Consider the following 20393-nt stretch of genomic DNA (forward strand, 5'->3'; position numbering starts at 1 on the left):
TAAAACGATTATAAAGTAACCTTAAAAAAAAAACAACCCCAAAATAAAAGGGGGTGTTAATCAAAAACAACACAAAAAAGAACAAAAGTCATATTCTCGTATCAATTAAAAAACAGTTGAAAACCAGCGAAACTAATTCTTACAAAAAATAAAATCAGGAAAACCACCTTTATCATCACTTTTACAAGCTCAAATGCTTAAATAAAAAGTTCATAAAAACAAAAAAGCCTGCTCAAGTTTGAACAGGCTCTTTTTAAACAGACAATTATTTTCTAGTCTACCTTATTATACTTTCTTAAATATTCTCGAACTTTAAGTCCAGATTCTTTTAAATCTTCGTCTTGCCATTTCCCTTCAGATTTAGCTGATTTCTTTAGGATTGAACAAGTTTCATCTTTATCAGATACCGACCAAGTAATCCAGCTTATCTTTCTAGATTCCATCCAATCTATATATTCCTGCCAAGCTTGATAGTTTAAAGGTCCATCTCCTGATGCTTCCATTCCTGCTGATTCTGAAACAAAAACGGGGAGTCCGCTTTTGATTGCCGCGTCTGTTCTGTCTCTTAATTCTTTTCCGTGTGTGGCAGCATAAAAATGCATGGTATACATTATATTAGTATAACCTGTAATTGGGTCTTCGGCAGGAAGATCAATATCTTGATCCCAATGCGGACAGCCAACGAGTATAATATTATTAGGATCGTTCTCTCTGATGACTTTAATTACCTCTTCTGCATAATTTTTTACTTCCCACCAAGTTTCATGATCTGGCTCATTAAATACTTCATATATAATATTAGGATACTTAGCATATTTTTTTGACATCTCTTCAAAAAATACTTTCGCCTCTTTTAAGTTGATATTGTGACTGTGCCAATCTATTATTACATAGATATCCGATTTTATGGCGCCATTTACAACTGCTTCTACTTTTTCTTTAGAAAACTGCGGATTATTAATATAAGAATGATCTCCGAGTTCTACACCCATTGCAGCGCGAACCACATTACAATTAAAATCTTTTTTTAACCAGGCTACTGCTTTTTCATTATAAAATCGAGGCCATAAACTATGCCAGCCAAAACTTAGTCCGCGAAGAACAACAGGATTGTTGTTCTTATCTACAAGCTGGGTTCCCTGAACACTTAACTGACCATGCTTTTTTACAAATTGTGCATTCGAAATACTGCCAAACATTACAAGAAAAAAAGTGACATACCAAAGCTTCAACTTCATAATATTAAGTTTTAAGGAATTAGTTTTAAAGTTATAACATCATGCGAAGCAATTGCTGCACTAAATGCTTTTTTAGTATTTCCTGCTTCTTTATTTTTCCAAAGATCTTTTATTTTGAATGTCGTCTTATTAAAATCCGCTTCATATCCGAAATCGGCATCTTTGAAATTGTTTTTATCCCAATCAAAATTAACTTTCTTTGAAGTTTCAGTTCTATTGATAAAACTAACTGCCCAAGCTCCATCAGAAAGCGGTTTTACCCACACTTCTACTCCATCTAAAACAGTGTATTTGAATCCTTGAATTCCAAGCTTATCTTGATTAACAGACAGTAACTCCCTATTGGTCAAAATTGCCAGTGTTTCTTTAGACATTTTTCGATAATCATTTCCTGTAAATAATGGAGACGACAACATACACCACATTGCAAAATGCGATTTATCTTCTGTATCATTCATTTCGTTTCCAACTTCCATCATATCAAAATCATTCCAATGATCTGGGCCAGAATATTTACGAATGTTTTTTCGCATATCGGCAATTTTCATAAATCCCCAAGACGACCAATTTTCTGGATGCTTGAATTCGCAGTCGAAACAAGGATAGATATCTCCCGAAATTCTCCACAGGTTTCCAACTGGTTTTCCCCATTCCCAAGGCTGATTATCGCCCCATTCGCAAAGACTAAAAACAATTGGTCTTCCAGCTGTTTTTAACGCATTGCTCATTGTTGTATAGGCTTCTTTAGCGGTAATTCCTTCGGTATTACACCAATCGTATTTTAAGAAATCGATTCCAAGCTTGGCATAAAATCGAGCATCTTGATATTCATAACCTCTTGTTCCTGGATATCCTGCACAGGTTTTTGTTCCTGCACAATTATACAATCCGAATTTTAATCCTTTACCATGTACATAATCAATTAGTGATTTCATTCCGTTTGGAAATTTTTGTGGATCAGGAACTAAATCACCATTTACATCACGTTCGTGTGTCATCCAGCCATCGTCTAAGACAATGTAATTGTAACCGGCAGCCGCTAAACCAGAAGAAACCATTATATCAGCAGTTTCTTTTACTAATTTTTCGTCAATATTCGTTGCAAACGTATTCCACGAATTCCAGCCCATTGGCGGAGTCATTGCAAGGCCTTCAAATTTTCCGGCTTGTTGTTTATGTGTATTGCCTTGAGCTAAAGCAAAACTGGAAACACTCAAAGTCAGCATTAAAATTATTTTCTTCATTCTCAATGAATTTAAAAGATATACAAAAAAGATATTCCCTAATTGAAAATTAGGGAATATCACAAAACTAACTCAAAAAACAGAAATGTTTATTTTAATACAAATCCTAAATCGTCAAACAAAACAGTATTACCGCCGTCATTATTAGACTCTTGGAATGTAATCATTGTAATACTTGATGGATTTCCTAATTTATCCAGCGGAATTTCCATATAAACCCAACTTGTTGTAACTGGAATTACATAGTTTGGCCCTCCATTTAAATTAAAGTTCACTTGTCCATTTTTAGCTCCTTTTACAGCAATTCTAAAGGCTTTATATGGCGTCATATCAAAATTAAAGCCCCAGTTTCCACCGTCCCAGCCAGCAAATTCCCACTGCCAAGATTTTTCTCCTTGATAGGAATCTCCTCCAAAATCAAAATTAACTCCTTTGCCTGCCCAAGGTCCACCCCATTGCATTCCATATAGTTTATCATCATACAGCGCTGTGCCAATTGCTTCTTTTGAAACTGCTGTTCCTGAAATATTGGTTACAGCCAAATATCTATGATCTGCATTGGCAGGAATTTTAACCACTACCTGCTCTAAAGTTGATGATATTACTTCAACTGGAACAGCAGGCTGTGTTGGAGTTGCTGAAAGCGTAACAATAGGATCTAGAAAATACTTACCTTTTATAATTACTTCGTCACCTTCTGCACAATTTATATAATTAAAACCGCTAAATGTTGGCACTGGAGGCGCAACCATTAAATCAAACTCTGCTGTTCCATTTTTTGTAACAACTTTTAGTTTATTCGAAGCATTCGCAAAAGGAGTCGCTTCATCTACCAAAACAATTATATCAGTATCGGTTACAAAAGTTGGTCTAAAATAAGTATCAAAATCATTAAAATACACTTTTGTAGTACCCAAAAGTCCTTTTCCGTGAATAACATAATAGTTTTTCGGATCTACTAATGTTACTGGCTCTAGCGGCTTAAGAGTTCCGTCAAGATTATATCCCGAAGGCATTACTGATTCTATTACAGGTCCTCCGCTGGAAGCATCTGCATTATCATCGTTAGAGCATGAAGTAAAAAGCAATAATGATACTATTAATGCAAGGCATGCTGCTAATGAAACAATTTTTAAATTTTTCATGTTTTATATTTTTAAAATTATTTAAAAGTATATGGTACTACTTCTGTCAATTTTGGATTTTTAGTCAAGTCGTCAGCTGGATAAGGTAATAAAAGATTTGTTGCCGAGATTGTAATATGTTTTTCAGCTTCTCTGTTTCCTCTATTTTGTGCTTCTAGAATCGCTTTTGCTTTTTCAAAAGGTAAACGACCTAAATCAAAATAATAATCTCCTTCGCACGCCAGCTCAGCACGTCTTTCTTTAAAAATATCATCGAATGTTATAACTGATTTTGGTGCAAGCCCTGCTCTTTTACGAACTGCATTATAAGATTGAAGCGCTTGTGCATCTGATGTACTGCCTGTTTGTCCGCCCAAAATTGCTTCAGCATGAATTAATAGTAATTCTGCATAACGCATCATGTAGCTGTTCATGCTACTTTCTCCATTATTTACAGGATTAAACGCTCCTGTTATTGGGAGATTTTCTTTCCCGATAACATATTTTTTCAATCCTGCACCAGATTTTTGAGCTTCGTACTGAAGTTCAAAAGTATAACCCAGAATTTTTGGAGCACCTAGATCAAGTGTTTTGGCGTAAGTTAAATTTGGATAGAAATCCCCAGGAAGCATAAAAGTCTCAATTCTTCTTCTGTCTCCATTTTCAAAAACATTTTTAATTAAATCTTGAGATGGTGCAATTTGTCCAGAATACGTTGTTTCTACCAATCTGTTTTCTGGAGCAAATAATGTATTGGTGAAATTACCATCAAAATACCCTCCAGTTCCTGTCCATTGCCAAGCAAAAATAGATTCTTCGTTATTATTGTTTTTTTGCAAAAACAAGTCGGCAAAAGACTTAGTCGGTAATTCATCACCTCCTAACAATTTAAACTCACCGCTGTTAATTACTTCCTGAGCCATTTGTCTTGCCAAGTCATATTTCTTTTGATATAAATAAACTTTTGCAAGCATTGCTTTTGCAGAACCGCTTGATACATGCGCATTCGCAGCATAATCTGAACCTCTGTTTTTTGTTCTCAAATTAGCAATCGCAAATTTTAAATCATTTTCGATGAATTTGTAAACATCTTCAGTTGGATTACTCGGAATAACGTAGTTTTTAGAATAGTCTGCATTATTTTCGATAATAGGCACATTTCCCCATAATCTTACCAAGAAGAAATAAGAAAATGCTCTAATAAAATGGCATTCTCCTAATGTATTATTCAAAGCTTCCTTACTAACATTCGGACCAACACTCTGCGGTAAATTACTGATATAAGCATTAGAATTTGCAATAGCTCCAAAACAAGATCTCCAAGAATCTGAAATATATCTTGATGTATTGGTAAAACTCAAATCTGTAAATTTTCCAAAGTCATTATAAATATCGGCATACATATTACCAGAGATTACATCTGTAATACCGTAAAAACCCTCTTTATTCATATTAAACCAAACTAAACCATAAAGTCCGTTGGTCGCATTGTCTAGTTTTTCGTCAGAATCATAGTAACTTCCTATTGTAGGATTTCCTTCTGCAGGAACATCTATAAAATCTTGAGAGCAAGAGGATGAGAACAACATCAATAACGCCATAAAACCTACGCTGCCTCTTTTATATATATTTTTCATATTATTTTTTATTAAAATTCAACATTAAAACCAAAAGAAATTAGTCTCGGCACAGGATAACGTCCGTTATCAATTCCAGACATTAATGCATCCTGGTTATAAGCACCAACCTCAGGATCATAACCTTTGTATTTTGTAAAAGTGAATAAGTTTTGTCCAGAAGCATAAATTCTCAATCTTGTTAGTTTGATTTTTGAAATTATATCCGATGGCAACGAATATCCTAAAGTTACGTTCTGAATTCTTAAATAAGAACCATTTTCTATCATACGGGTAGAAACGGCATTATTGATATGATCGTAACTAGAAGGTTTCGGAAGCGAAGCATCTAAGTTATTCGCAGAATAGAAATCGGCAGCTTCTGTTAAATAATTAGTTCCCAAGTTACTATTCATCGTTCCCGATGCACGAGTTAAATTCAGCAATTTATTTCCTGCAGTTCCTTGAAGGAAAATCGATAAATCGACATTTTTATATTTAAAGTTATTTGTAAAACCGTAAGTAAATTTTGGATTTGGATTTCCAATATTCGTTAAATCGTTTTGATCGATTTTACCATCATTATTTAAATCTTTATAAATAACATCACCTTTTACAAAGTCCGGCAATAAAGAGTTTGTTCCGTTTTTTAAGACTACTCTATTTCCTGAACCGTCAACATGTCCGTATTTTAATAAATCTTCATCAGTTCTGTAAATCCCTACAGCTTCGTATCCTAAAAACGAACCAATCGGCAGACCTTCCTGCGTTCTTGAAACACTTACAGTACTATAAGCAAGTGTATTAGTTGTTTTTATAATATTTAAACCTGCCATGTCTGTAACTTTATTTTCATACTTGGTAAAGTTCAAACTAGAATCCCAAGAGAAGTTTTCTGAGAATTTATTATGATAGCCAAGAGTTACCTCGATACCTTTATTCTGCATACTTCCAAGGTTAAAATATGGAGGATTTACACCACCTTCATAATCACCGCCTCCAGAAAGATAATTTGGCAACGGAACCTGATACAAGAAGTTTTTAGACACTTTTTTATAAACATCAACCGATGCTGTAAATTTGGATTGAAACAAAGTAAAATCTAAACCTAAGTTCGTTTGATCCTGAGTCTCCCATTTCAAATCTTTATTTGGAGTATTTGAAGGAAGATAAGAAGTACCCATAGAACTTACCACTACGTGAAGGTTAGAATCGTACAAGTTATTTCCGATTTGATTGTTTCCAGTTTGTCCCCATCCAAATCTTAACTTGATATTATCAACATATTTTCTAGTGCTTTCCATGAAAGATTCATTCGAAATTTTCCAAGAACCGCTGGCAGAACTAAAAACACCCCATTTATTTCCTACGAAAAACTTAGAAGATCCATCTGTTCTAATCGCAGCAGAAATACCATATTTATCTGCGTAATCATAAACCACCCTTCCTAAATAAGATGATAAAGTTTGAGTTCCAGAATAAGTACTTTTAAGGACTGCTTTCGCTAAATCACCTCCAGCAAGTGTCTGGTTACTATTGTCTTTATAACCATTTCCTTCCATAGAATATCCTTCCCAATGTGCTCTGTTTGACTCTTGAACAGCTAAAATTGTAAAATTGTGTTTATCAATTGTCTTTCTGTAAGTAAGCATGTTTTTTAAGTTCCATGAATTACCAGAAGATGGATTATAATATAGATTAGCGTAATTTTTCACCGCATTACCCAAAGAATACATAGGATCAAATCGTTGTCCTAAATTATCGTAGATATACCCTCCCGCTTCAAAACGATATTCTAAACCTTTAAGAATATCAACTTGAGTATAAAAATTTCCAGAATAATTTTTTCTTACTAATGTATTTGAACCTAATAAAGAGGTTGCAACAGGATTAACAAATGAAATACCACTTGTTGGTCCAGCAAATGCACCATCCAATTCTCTTACTGCCACATCTGGAGTCGCCAAAAGAGAAGTAGCTACAACTCCATTAAACTGTCCGTTCAGTGTAAGTTTTTCATCTGTAATTGCACCACTTACATTGATACCAACTTTAATAAAGCTGTTTACCTTAGCATCGATATTAGCTCTAACATTGTATCTTTTAAATCCAGATTCGATTACGATACCTTCTTGATTTAAAACACCTCCAGAGATATAATAGTTAATCCCTTCTTTTCCGCCTGAAAAAGACAACTGATTAGAACTCATTAATCCTGTTTCATAAATAGCATCCTGCCAGTCTGTACCTTTTCCTAATAGTTCAGGATGAGCAAATTCTGGACGTTTTGATGACGGATCGTAGACATCTGCCAAAGCATTTTGATGAGTAGCATATTGCTGCAAATTCATAGAATGCAGTTTCTTAGGAAGATTACTGATTGAATATGAATTTTCAAAAGACAATTTCCCAGTACCTTTTTTCCCTGATTTAGTAGTTACAATGATAACTCCATTTGCTCCGCGTGAACCATAAATTGCAGTAGCAGAAGCATCTTTCAAGATATCAATAGACTCAATATCGCTTGGGTTAATAAGCGCTAATGGACTTACAGTAATATTTCCGTTGTTTGAAAAGTTAGAATCTCCGGCTGCATTTCTTCCAGAAGTAGAAGAGTTTCTCGCATCACCAGAAATAGGCACACCATCAATTACATACAAAGGTTCATTAGTACCAGTTAAAGAAGAAACCCCACGAATCCTTACAGAAACATTACTTCCCGGCTCTCCAGAGTTACTATTTACAACTACCCCGGCAGCTTTACCCTGAAGCATTTGGTCAAATGAGGCTACTTTTAGGTTCTCAATATCTTTTGCCGCAACACTAGAAATAGCACTATTTACATCTTTTCTCCTTTGAGTACCGTAACCAATTACAACTACATCTTTTAAATCTTCAGCATTTGATTTTAAAATTACATTTATAGTCGATTTACCATCTACAGCAACCTTCTGCGTAGCAAATCCGATAAAAGAAAACAATAAAGTTGAATTTGCAGGAACATCGATAGAATATTTACCGTCAAAATCAGTAGAAACCGTTGCTTTAGAACCTGCAACTGATACGTTTGCCCCTGGGATAGATAATCCCTTTTCATCAGATACCGTCCCCGAAACCTTTACCTGCGCAGTAATAAAATTACTGGTCAGTAACAAAAATAATATCAAAGGAACAGCTCTGTGGTCAGCCTTCCAATGAATGAAGCTAGTCATTAGTTTTTTCATAATAAGTGTTTGGTTAGTTTAAATTTGTTTTATTGCCAATCTAAGAGATCAAAAAGCCTGGTATATCAAACTCTTAAATTATTTAACAAATCTATAACAGAGAGAATTATCAAATCGATAATATTATATCATTTAATGATAATATTTTTACTTTAAGCGATTAAAAAAACACATATGAAAATAAAACCATATAAAAATTAAATTATTCGCAACAACAATCCTCAAAAAGAACCTAATACCTATATAAAAATCAACAAAAAGCGTAAAATCAAACGATTTCGTTAAAAATAATATTTACTAGTGACAAAAAAGTATCACTATAAAATACGTTTCAATCCAGAAAAATCTTCTCTGTATTGACTCGGAGTACAATTTTTCGTCGCTTTAAAACTGCGGTTAAAATTGGCAATATTATTAAACCCAGATTTAAACGCAACTTCAGAAACGCTCATATCTTTTTCTACCAGCCAGCGAGCAGCGTAACCAATTCTAATATCATTTATATAATTGACAAAAGTTTTACCTGTACGTTTTTTAATGAATCTATTAAAAGAAATAATAGACATACTCGCCACATTTGCCACGTCTTCTAAAGTAATTTTTTCAGCAAAATGTTTCTGCACATATTCGTAGACCAATTTCATTTTATCGTAGTCATCAAAAGTATCATAGTCAACTGTATAAGTCGAAAGCAGACGCTGATTTCTAGAATTTGCCAGATCATATAATAAAGAGGTAATTTCTAAAAAATAATCCATTCCGTCTAGTTTCGAAAGCCTTACAAGTCTTGGCGTTAATTCTTCTGCAGTTTTTTTCGAAAAAAGAATTCCATGAATAGATCTGTTAAACATATCACGAATCGGATTCATAATTCTTCTAGACAATAAAGATTCATGAAATAAATCATTATGAAACTGAATCGTTATTTCATGGATTTTTTTACTGGTACATTTACTCAACTCCCAGCCGTGATATAAATTTGGACCAATTAAAACGAGTTCGATATTATCAATTTCTTCAATATTATCTCCCACAACTCTCTTGACACCTTTTCCGTTTAAAATAAAATTAATTTCAAATTCCGGATGATAATGAACAGGAAAATCAAAGCTGTCTTTAACTCGGTCAAAAACTAAAAAGCTGTCGCTAGCAGCAAGCGGCGCAATTTCTCTATAAAAATTTTTCGTAGTCCCCATCTCAGAATTATTATTAGTAACGTAATATTTTGTTTTTTGACTGCAATAATATGATATATAATTGATAAAATAATATTAATTCTACTATAATCATCCAATTATCTTTGAAAAAATAAATTATCATTTCTTTAAAAAGAACATTAATAATAAACATTAATCATTTTTAATTGAATATGTTTTTATAGTTTTAATAATTTTAACAATAAAAACATAATGATTTTTTGATAGAAAAATCAATACTATTTCCAAACCATAACCACTTGTTTATTTTGCTTTTAGCCGAAAAAACAAACTAACTAATCTGCAATGAAAAAACACTTTTTGACACTTTTGACAGTAACAGTACTTACCAGTTCATGCATAGCGCAAAAAAGTATAGATAATACTAATTTGTCACTTTCAGATAAAAAAGCAACTACAGAAACTAAGACACTTTATAAAAACCTAAATACATTATCTCAAAAAGGTTTTCTTTTTGGTCATCAAGATGATTTGGCTTACGGCGTAAAATGGAAATATGAAGACGGTCGAAGTGATGTAAAAGATGTAGCGGGCGATTATCCAGCTGTATATGGCTGGGATATTGCAGGTTTGGAAAATGACAAACCAAACAATATTGACGGCGTTCCTTTTGCCAAAATGAAACAATACATTATTGAAGCCAATGCAAGAGGCGGAATTTCAACCATAAGCTGGCATTTTGATAATCCCGCAACAGGAAAAGATGCTTGGGATCATACTCCAAACTCTTTAAAAACCATTTTGCCAGGAGCCGAAAACCATAAAAAATATACTTCTTGGTTAGATAAAGCAGCCACATTTTTCTTGTCTTTAAAAGATAAAAACGGCAAAAATATTGCAATACTTTTCAGACCTTTTCATGAACTTACCGGCGGATGGTTTTGGTGGGGAAAAGGAAACTGTACTCCAGAAGAATTTAAAACGGCTTGGAAATTTACCTTTGATTATCTACAAAAGAAAGGTGTTCACAATTTAATTTACGTTTACAACACAGGTGGTTTTGGAAGTGAAGCAGATTTTTTAGCTAACTATCCTGGAGATAATTACGCCGATATTTTAAGTTTTGACTCTTACCAAAATAGCAACGATCCAAATGGAGAAAAATTTATTGCCGAAGTTCAAAATCAGTTTAAAATCTTAAATGAAATCAACATTAAAAAACATAAAATAATAGCTTTGGCCGAAGCTGGTTATGAAGCTGTTCCAGACCCAAAATGGTGGACAGGAACTTTACTAAAAGCAATTGGAGATTATAAAATTTCTTATGTGTTACTTTGGAGAAATCACGGCTGGCAGGAAAAAGAGCAAAAAATGCATTATTACGCACCTTTCTCAGGACAAGTAAGTGAAAAAGATTTTGTCGATTTTTATAATCTAGATCAAACTATATTTGAAAAAGATATTCAAAAAAAATTAAAATAACTGCCCAAATTTAAATTACAACCTTTAAAAAAAATCTAATGCACGACAAAATTAGTTTAAAAGAAAAAATAGGTTACGGTCTTGGAGACGCTGCTTCATCTATGTTCTGGAAAATTTTCAGCATGTATCTGTTGTTTTTCTACACCGATGTTTTCGGATTAGCGCCTGCTATAGTCGGAACCATGTTTTTAATTACCCGAATCTGGGATTCTTGCTTTGATCCAATCGTTGGAATTTTAGCTGATAGAACCAAAAGTAAGTGGGGAAAATTCAGACCCTATTTACTTTGGGTCGCCATACCATTTGCCGTGATTGGAGTTTTGACTTTTTATACCCCAGATTTTGACGAAAAAGGAAAAATCATTTACGCTTATGTGACTTATTCTTTAATGATGATGATTTATTCTTTAATCAATGTTCCTTATGCATCCCTTCTAGGCGTAATGTCTTCTGATCGAAAAGAAAGAAACACGCTTTCATCTTATCGAATGGTTTTTGCTTTTGGAGGAAGTCTTTTGGCACTTTGGCTGATTGAACCTTTGGTAAATTACTTCGGCGGAAACTTAAATTCAAAAACAGGCTGGCTGACAACAATTGCCGTTTTCGGATTAATTACAACTATATTCTTCTGGGCCTGTTTTGCATTTACAAAAGAAAGAGTACAACCAATTGGAGACGAACAAAACAATCTAAAAGAGGATTTAAAAGACCTCCTAAAAAATAGACCTTGGTGGATTTTACTGGGAGCTGGAATTGGCGCATTAGTTTTCAATTCAATTCGAGATGGTGCTGCGGTTTATTATTTCAAATATTATGTAAGCAGCAGTATAAACTTCGATTTTTCGCTTTTCGGAACCGATTTTCATATGACTCCAACCTCAATATATTTGGTTTTAGGACAAGCAGCGAACATCATCGGAGTGATCGCAGCGACGCCAATTGCAAATAGAATTGGTAAAAAGAAAACCTTTTTTGGTGCAATGGCACTGGCAGCAATTCTTAGTTTGATTTTCTATTTATTCGGAAAAGAAGACATTTTCTTAATCATGATTTTCCAAGTTTTAATAAGTATTTGTGCAGGCTGTATTTTTCCATTAATCTGGTCAATGTACGCAGACAGTGCCGATTATTCTGAATGGAAACAAGGACGAAGAGCTACAGGACTGGTATTTTCTGCATCTTCAATGTCGCAAAAATTTGGATGGACAATTGGAGGCGCAGGAGCTGGATGGCTTTTAGGATATTATGGTTTTCAAGCAAATGTAGAACAAACTGCAACCGCTCAAAACGGAATTCAATTAATGCTGAGTATACTTCCGGCAATTGCCGCGGGAATATCAGTAGCTTTTATAGCATTTTACCCATTATCTGAAGAAAAACTTCAAACAATTGAACAAGATTTAAACCAAAAACGAGACCAAAAATAAATTAGTACAGATACCGAAATCAATTAATATGACAACGATAACATCTTCAGCCATTTTTCAAGAAAGAAAATCGGCATTAGAAAAAGAACATAAAACACTTCTTGAACAAAAAAATGCACCTCAGGAAGCTGCTGGAAACGGAATTTATGACCGTTACAAAAACCCTGTAGTAACTGCTGCGCACATTCCGTTGAACTGGCGTTTTGATTTTAACGAAAAAACAAATCCTTTCCTGCAAGAAAGAATCGGAATAAATGCTGCTTTTAATGCTGGTGCAATGAAATGGAACGGCAAATATTTATTAGCAGTTCGTGTAGAAGGAATTGACAGAAAATCTTTTTTTGCGATTGCCGAAAGTCCAAACGGAATTGATAATTTCAAGTTTTGGGACAAACCCTGCGTAATTCCGCAAACAGAAGAACCAGACACAAATATATACGATATGCGTTTGATTCATCATGAAGATGGTTATGTGTACGGTATTTTTTGTACTGAAAGAAAAGATCCAAAAGCACCAAAAGGCGATACAAGTTCGGCTGTAGCCAATGCTGGAATAGTCCGTACAAAAGATTTAGTAAACTGGGAAAGGCTTCCGGATTTAATTTCTAATACAGGACAACAGCGAAATGTTGTTTTACATCCAGAATTTGTAAACGGAAAATACGCTTTATACACACGCCCTCAAGATGGTTTCATTGATGTTGGAAGTGGCGGTGGAATTGGTTTAGGTTATGTGGAAGACATGACAAACCCTGTTGTTAAAGAAGAAAAAATCATCTTTGGAAAACAATATCATACTATTTATGAATTGAAAAATGGTCTTGGCCCTGCTCCTATCAAAACCTCAAAAGGCTGGCTGCATTTGGCACACGGCGTTCGTAATACTGCTGCAGGTTTACGCTACACTTTGTATATGTTCATGACAGATTTGAATGATATCACAAAAGTTACACACGTTCCTGCCGGACATTTTATGGGACCAGAAGGAATTGAAAGAGTCGGCGACGTTTCGAATGTTTTATTTTCTAACGGATGGATTGAAGATAATGACGGAACTGTTTACGTATATTATGCCTCTTCAGATACCAGAATGCACGTAGCGGTTTCAACTGTAGATAAATTAGTTGATTATGTTACCAATGCACCAGCAGACACCTTTATTTCCGCAGGTTCTGTACAGACTATTATTGATCAAATCGAAAGAAACAACGCAATTTAATATATCGTGTCATTACAAAGAAAGCTTTTAAAATCTGAACTCACCTCAGAACTTGATTCCATTTTAAAATATTGGTCAGAACATACTGTTGATGAGCAAAATGGCGGTTTTGCAGGTCAGATCGATTTTAATGATCAAAGAATTGAAAATGCAGAAAAAGGTTCGGTTTTAAACGCCCGAATTCTTTGGACTTTCTCTGCCAGTTATCAAACCACAAAAAACGAAAACCACAAAAAATTGGCAGAAAGAGCATTTGAATTTCTCAGTGCTTATTTTTATGACACAAAATTTGGCGGTCTTTTTTGGAGCATTAATGAGGATAAAACTCCAAAAGACACCAAAAATCAAATTTATGCTTTAGCATTTGCAATCTACGGATTGTCAGAATATTATGTGATTTCAAAAAACGAAAAAGTTCTAGAAATTGCTAAAAATTTATATCTAAAAATTCAAGAACACAGTTACGATCCTGTAAACAAAGGTTATTTTGAAGCTTTTACAAGAGATTGGCAGCCAATTGAAGATTTACGTTTGAGTGCAAAAGATGCGAATGAAAAGAAAACTATGAATACGCATCTTCATATTATTGAAGGTTATGTAAATTTATACAAAGTCTGGAAAGATGAAAAACTGCTTGAAGATATTATTGAATTATTAGAAACAATCGAGAAATATTTCATTAACACTGAAACTGGTCATTTACGTTTATTTTTCAACGAAAATTGGATTGAAAAACCAGATGTTGTTTCTTACGGCCATGACATTGAAGCGGCTTGGCTTTTACAGCAGTGTGCAGAAATTTCGGGCAATGAAAAACTGATCGAAAATTATAAAAAATACGCCGTTCAAATTGCTGAAGTTACAAAAGAAGGACTTGATTCTGACGGCGGTCTCTGGTACGAATTTGATCCAGAGAAAAATAAATTAATTGCCGAAAAACATTGGTGGCCGCAAGCGGAGGCTTTAATTGGTTTTTACAACGCTTACCAATTAACTGGAAAAGAAGAATATCTGGACATTGTTTACAAAAATTGGAAATTCATAAAAAAACATATTCTCGATCAGAAAAACGGAGAATGGGTTTGGGGAATTTTTGATGATTATTCTTTAATGCAAAAAGACAAAGCCGGATTCTGGAAATGTCCTTATCATAATGGCCGAGCCTGTCTGGAACTTATACAGCGTATTAAAGAATAACTTTATTGATTTAACTCTAATTTACAGTCGCTTATGAAACATTTTTTTCTTTTTATTTTATTATTCATGACCACGATAATAGTTGCGCAAACAAATCTTATAAAAAATGCAGGTTTCGAATACGAGTTTGTAAATTGGAGAGGCGAAGAAAATGGTGCGCTTTCTACGTATGATAAAAAATCTGGAAAAAATGGTGCGCTTATTAATCAATATACTGGTGCAGAATGGAGGGCTTTTGATCAAATTGTTTCAATTCCGCGAAATACTTTTGCAATCGAATGCAGTGCATGGATGAAAACCGACGGTGTAGAAATCCAAAAAGAAGATTACAAAGCTGCCGCTGTAATTATTGAATTTACAACTGATGCTGAAAAGAAAATCAGTTCTGAATTAATTGGCAATGCAAAAGGTACCACAAGCTGGATCAATTACAAAAAAGCCATAAAGGTTCCTGCAGATGCTAAAAAGATTAGGATAATGCTCGCTCTTGCCCAAACTAACGGTACTGTATTTTTTGATGATATTAAAATAACAACGCTTTCTGAAGAAGAATTTTTAAAACGAAATCCTTAAACGAGATAAATAAAAAAGTCTAAAGTAACGTAAAGTCCTAGCCCTGATAGAAGCGGCATCCTTTTATGGTGGGGTTCACCATAAAAGATACAGCGGATAGCGGGAAACAGCTCCTTAAAATATAAATCATGAAAAACAGATTTCTCAAAACACTTTCTCTAACACTGCTTTTGTCGACAATTGCTTGTCAGGCGCAGGAAAAAATAACCGTAAAAGGCAAGCAATTTTATAAAGGTGATAAACCTTATGCCTACATCGGAACCAATTATTGGTACGGCAGTATGCTTGCTTCTAAAAAAATTGGGGACAGAAAAAGACTTTTACGCGAACTGGATTTAATGAAGAAAAACGGAATTGATAATCTTCGTGTTTTGGTTGGCGCGGATGGTGGCAAATACGATTTTACGGTTCGTCCGGCTTTGCAATATGAGCAGGGAAAATATGATGAAGATCTTTTGGACGGTTTAGATTTTTTGATCAATGAAATGAGCAAACGTAATATGTATGCCGTTTTGTACTTGACAAACAACTGGGAATGGTCGGGCGGAATGTCACAATATTTAGAATGGAATGGCAAAGGAGCAATTCCGGTTCCGAATATTCCGCCAAACACTTGGCCTCAATTTATGTCGTATACAGAACAGTTTCACAGCTGCGAACCTTGCATGGAAGCTTTAAATAATCATGTAAAGTTTATTATTGGAAGAACAAATGCTTATTCTAAAAAGAAATACAACGAAGACAACACCATTATGGCATGGCAGGTTGGAAATGAACCAAGACTTTTTACAGTAGAAAATGAAGCTAAATTTACAAAATGGCTGAACAACATTGTGGATTTAATTGATAGTTTAGATAAAAATCACTTGGTTTCTACAGGTTCTGAAGGAAAAAACAGTTCGAACGACAGCATGGAGATTTTCGAAAGAACACATCAAAACCCAAATATTGATTATTTGACCATGCACATCTGGCCAAAAAACTGGAACTGGTTTAAAGCCGATAATGCCGAAGCTACAATGCCAAAAACAATCGAAAACGCTGGGAAATATATTGACGATCATATTAAAGTGGCAAATAATTTAAAGAGACCAATTATTATAGAAGAATTCGGTCTTTCGAGGGAAAATGAAAACTTAAATGCTGGAGCTTCGTCGATCTACAGAGATAAATTTTACAGTTATATTTTTGGAAGAGTTCTAGAAAGTCATAAAAATGGAGGTCCGTTGCAGGCTGCGAATTTCTGGGGATACGGCGGTGAAGGAAAAGCCGTTAATGAAACGGGAAAATGGAATCCGGGCGAACCACTTACAACAGATCCTCCGCAAGAACCACAAGGTTTGAATTCTGTTTTTAACGGCGACAAATCTACTCTTGAAATCGTTAAGAAATACAACCTAGAATTGAAGAATTAAAAAATTATTCAACCCTATTTTCTGTAGAGACGCACCGCAGTGCGTCTTATGTGAAACGAATATATGGAATGTAAACTGGGCGTAGACCCACTGCGGTGCTTCTCTACAGAAAAAACAAATCAAAAATTGATGAAAAACGCTATAACAATATTGCTGCTTTTATTTTTCTTAAACCTATCTTTTTCGCAGAAGAAACAGGATTTTACTGTAAAATCTCCAAACGGAAAAATTGAAGTTAAAATTAATGTTGATGATAAAATCAGCTGGACAATTTTGCATGAAAAAGATGTGATTCTAGCTCCATCAGAAATGTCTATGACTTTGGACGAAAATATTGTTTTAGGAAAAAATGCTGTTGTTTTAAATTCAAAAAAGGAAACTGTAAATACATCTTTTGAAACACCTTTGTACAAAAAGAAATCAGTTCAGAATAATTACAATCAATTGACTTTAAGCTTCAAAAATGATTTCAGCATTGAGTATCGCGTTTTTGATGACGGCGCTGCGTATCGTTTTATAACTAAAAAGAAAAAAGATATTACCGTTAAATGTGAAGAAGTGGTTTTAAACTTTGATCAGGATTACAATACTTTAATGCCTTACGTCCGCGATTTACGAAATCCGAAAGATCCATTTATTTCATCGTTTGAATCGCATTATGAAAACAAAAAAATCAGCGAGTTCAAAAAAGATACTTTAGCTTTTTTACCTTTTTTAATTGATTATAAAAACCATAAAAAAGCCGTTTTTCTAGAAGCAAATCTGGAAGATTACGCGGGACTGTTTGTAACCAATAACAAAAACAATTCTGGTTTTGAATCTCGATTTTCTAAATATCCGTTAAAAGAAACCAACGGCGGATTTAATTACCTCAACAAATTAATTACAGAAAGAGCCGATTATTTGGTAAAAACCAAAGGAACAAGAAGTTTTCCGTGGAGAGCGATTGTCATTTCCGAAAATGATGCGGATTTAGCGAATAATGATATGGTTCAGAAATTGGCTGAACCATCCAAAATAAAAGATGTTTCGTGGATAAAACCCGGAAAAGTAGCGTGGGACTGGTGGAACGACTGGAACATTTATAATGTTGATTTTAAAGCCGGAATTAACACACAGACTTATAAATATTATATTGATTTCGCTTCTAAAAATAAAGTGGAATATGTGGTTTTAGACGAAGGCTGGAGTGTAGAAACCGATATTATGAAACATAATCCAAATGTAGATTTGGAAGATTTGATTGCTTACGCGAAAGAACGAAACGTCGGAATTATTTTGTGGGCTTCGTGGATGGCTATACATGATAAAACACAAGCCGTTTTCGACAATTATGCAAAGCTGGGCGTAAAAGGTTTTAAAGTTGATTTTATAGACCGCGACGATGCTAAAATGGTCAGTTCCGTTTACGATATTGCTCAAAGAGCATCGAATCATAAATTAATTATTGATTTTCATGGAATGTACAAACCAACCGGGATTCAGCGAACTTATCCAAACATTCTAAATTTTGAAGGTGTAAAAGGTTTAGAAAATAATAAATGGACACCAAATGACGATGTTCCGCTTTACGACACAACGATTCCGTTTATCAGAATGATGGCCGGCCCAATGGATTATACGCCTGGCGCAATGAGAAATGCCACAAAAAGCGAATTCAAGCCAAGTAATTCCAACCCAATGAGTCAGGGAACAAGATGTCATCAACTGGCACTTTACACCATTTTTGAAGCGCCTTTGCAAATGATGGCAGACAGTCCAACAGCTTTTATGAAAGAGCAGGAAAGTACCGATTTTATTGCTAAAGTTCCAACAACTTTTGATGAAACGGTTTCTTTAAATGGTGAAGTTGGAAAGTTTGTAACAATTGCCAGAAGAAAAGGCAATAATTGGTATTTAGGCGCCATTACAAACTGGAATTCCAGAGATATTACAATCGATTTTTCTTTCCTTGAAAAAGGCAAAAAATTCCAAGCTGAAATTTTCTCTGATGGTTTAAATGCAGATAAAGCTGCAACTGATTATAAAAGAGAAATCATTACAATTGATTCGACAACGAAATTAACGTATCGATTAGCAAGCGGTGGTGGATTGGCGATGATTATTCAATAAAAAAATATAGAAACCTAACAGGTTTTAAAAACCTGTTAGGTTTGATACAGTCAAGATAAAATCTTCTCAATCGCATTTAACTCATCATTCGAAAACTCCGTATTTTGCAGACAATCAATATTATTACACAATTGCTTTACAGAACTAGCTCCAATTAAAACAGATGTAATTCGTTTGTCTTTTTGCAGCCAAGCCAAAGCCATTTGAGCCAAAGACTGGTTTCTATTCTGAGCAATTTCATTCAGCTGAATTAATTTCTGAATTCTTTCTTGTGTAACCTCATCTTCTTTGAGATGTCCGTTCGGATTATGCGCTCTAGAATTCTCAGGAATTCCTTTTAAATATTTGTCTGTTAAAAGTCCTTGTGCCAAAGGCGAAAATGCAATACATCCTACTCCTTTTTCTTCTAAAACATCTAATAAACCATTTTCAACCCAGCGTTCCAGCATTGAATATTTTGCCTGATGAATCAAACATGGCGTTCCCAATTGTTTTAAAACATCAACCGCAACTCGAGTTTGCTCTGCCGAATAATTACTGATTCCGACATACAAAGCTTTTCCGCTTCTAACGGCATAATCAAGTGCCATCATGGTTTCTTCAATCGGCGTTTCCGGATCTGGGCGATGCGAATAAAAAATATCAACATAATCAACTTTCATTCTTTTCAAACTCTGATCTAAGCTTGACAATAAATATTTTCGAGAGCCCCAATCGCCATACGGTCCATCCCACATGGTGTAACCGGCTTTTGTCGAAATAATGATTTCATCACGCAGGTTTCCTTGAAAATTATGCCATAGAATTTTACCAAAATTAGTTTCTGCAGAACCAGGAACTGGTCCGTAGTTATTGGCTAAATCATAATGAGTAATACCTTTGTCAAAAGCTTCTACAGCAATACTTTCAGCATTATCAAAATTATCTACTGAACCGAAGTTATGCCATAATCCTAAAGAAATTTCAGGTAATAATAACCCGCTTTTTCCGCATCTGTTATATTTCATTATTTTAATTTAAGGGTTGGAGTTTTTATAGGTTTTAAAGGTAGAAAACAAACCTCAATAATTAAAAAAACTAATTCATTTTTAATTTTGCAAATTTGTTTAAATTATAATATTATGAATAATAATTGGCAAAATTTAATTTCGATAAATCCTGATATTAGGTTTGGTAAACCTGTAATTACTGGAACCAGAATTTGTGTTTCAGATATCCTTTCATGGCTATTAACAGGAATGTCTGTTGAAGAAATTATTGAAGACTATCCTGAATTAAATAAAGAACATATTCTTGCAGCTTTGAATAGCTTCCAGCTTTAGCTGGATGGATATATAAACGTAAACGAAAGGGCTTTAGCCAAAC

Annotated in this window: 15 protein-coding genes; 8 read left to right on the forward strand and 7 right to left on the reverse strand. The window is 34.3% G+C overall.

The genetic code is table 11. From position 1 onward, the window contains the following. Positions 1-272: 272 nt before the first annotated feature. From QMG60_RS21740 to QMG60_RS21765, 6 genes are all read right to left on the reverse strand, one after another. A complete protein-coding gene (locus QMG60_RS21740) occupies positions 273-1238 on the reverse strand; it encodes a glycoside hydrolase family 5 protein (protein ID WP_281866392.1) in 966 nt (321 codons plus the stop codon). 11 nt (positions 1239-1249) lie between these two features. After that, positions 1250-2482 (reverse strand): glycoside hydrolase family 27 protein, encoded by a 1233-nt coding sequence (locus QMG60_RS21745; protein ID WP_281866393.1) that lies wholly within the window; start codon positions 2480-2482, stop codon positions 1250-1252. Positions 2483-2571: 89 nt separating this feature from the next. Further along, the gene (locus QMG60_RS21750; protein ID WP_281866394.1) at positions 2572-3627 is read right to left on the reverse strand and encodes a hypothetical protein; all 1056 of its coding nucleotides are present in this window, start codon (positions 3625-3627) and stop codon (positions 2572-2574) included. Positions 3628-3644: 17 nt separating this feature from the next. Next, a complete protein-coding gene (locus QMG60_RS21755) occupies positions 3645-5243 on the reverse strand; it encodes a RagB/SusD family nutrient uptake outer membrane protein (RefSeq protein ID WP_057116844.1) in 1599 nt (532 codons plus the stop codon). 11 nt (positions 5244-5254) lie between these two features. Then, positions 5255-8446 carry a TonB-dependent receptor gene (locus QMG60_RS21760; protein ID WP_281866395.1) on the reverse strand — a complete coding sequence of 1064 codons (3192 nt, stop codon included), beginning with the start codon at positions 8444-8446 and terminating at the stop codon, positions 5255-5257. Between the two features lie 317 nt (positions 8447-8763). Then, entirely contained in the window at positions 8764-9642 is an 879-nt protein-coding gene (locus tag QMG60_RS21765; RefSeq protein ID WP_057117015.1) for an AraC family transcriptional regulator, read from the reverse strand. Positions 9643-9948: 306 nt separating this feature from the next. On the opposite strand from QMG60_RS21765, the gene QMG60_RS21770 reads away from it, so the two are divergent. From QMG60_RS21770 to QMG60_RS21800, 7 genes are all read left to right on the forward strand, one after another. Then, positions 9949-11085, forward strand: a complete 1137-nt coding sequence (locus QMG60_RS21770) for a glycosyl hydrolase (RefSeq protein ID WP_281866396.1) — start codon at positions 9949-9951, stop codon at positions 11083-11085. A gap of 38 nt (positions 11086-11123) precedes the next feature. After that, on the forward strand, positions 11124-12512 hold the full coding sequence (locus tag QMG60_RS21775; protein ID WP_057116847.1) for an MFS transporter: 1389 nt from the start codon (positions 11124-11126) through the stop codon (positions 12510-12512). 28 nt (positions 12513-12540) lie between these two features. Continuing rightward, positions 12541-13731 (forward strand): glycosidase, encoded by a 1191-nt coding sequence (locus QMG60_RS21780; protein ID WP_281866397.1) that lies wholly within the window; start codon positions 12541-12543, stop codon positions 13729-13731. Positions 13732-13737: 6 nt separating this feature from the next. Next, entirely contained in the window at positions 13738-14928 is a 1191-nt protein-coding gene (locus QMG60_RS21785; RefSeq protein WP_281866398.1) for an AGE family epimerase/isomerase, read from the forward strand. A 66-nt stretch (positions 14929-14994) separates the two neighbouring features. Then, entirely contained in the window at positions 14995-15501 is a 507-nt protein-coding gene (locus tag QMG60_RS21790) for a hypothetical protein (protein ID WP_281866399.1), read from the forward strand. 128 nt (positions 15502-15629) lie between these two features. Then, entirely contained in the window at positions 15630-16916 is a 1287-nt protein-coding gene (locus tag QMG60_RS21795) for a cellulase family glycosylhydrolase (RefSeq protein WP_281866400.1), read from the forward strand. Between the two features lie 129 nt (positions 16917-17045). Beyond that, positions 17046-19028: a glycoside hydrolase family 97 protein gene (locus tag QMG60_RS21800; RefSeq protein ID WP_281866401.1), complete on the forward strand. Its 1983-nt coding sequence runs from the start codon at positions 17046-17048 to the stop codon at positions 19026-19028. Positions 19029-19078: 50 nt separating this feature from the next. Here QMG60_RS21800 and QMG60_RS21805 read toward each other — a convergent pair whose 3' ends face one another. Further along, positions 19079-20035 carry an aldo/keto reductase gene (locus QMG60_RS21805; RefSeq protein WP_281866402.1) on the reverse strand — a complete coding sequence of 319 codons (957 nt, stop codon included), beginning with the start codon at positions 20033-20035 and terminating at the stop codon, positions 19079-19081. A gap of 114 nt (positions 20036-20149) precedes the next feature. Between QMG60_RS21805 and QMG60_RS21810 the strand changes: the two genes are divergently transcribed. Continuing rightward, complete coding sequence (locus QMG60_RS21810) at positions 20150-20350, forward strand: DUF433 domain-containing protein (protein ID WP_281866403.1); 201 nt, start codon at positions 20150-20152, stop codon at positions 20348-20350. The last annotated feature ends 43 nt before the right edge of the window (positions 20351-20393 follow it).

The sequence above is a fragment of the Flavobacterium sp. GSB-24 genome (assembly GCF_027924665.1).
Lineage (GTDB): Bacteria > Bacteroidota > Bacteroidia > Flavobacteriales > Flavobacteriaceae > Flavobacterium.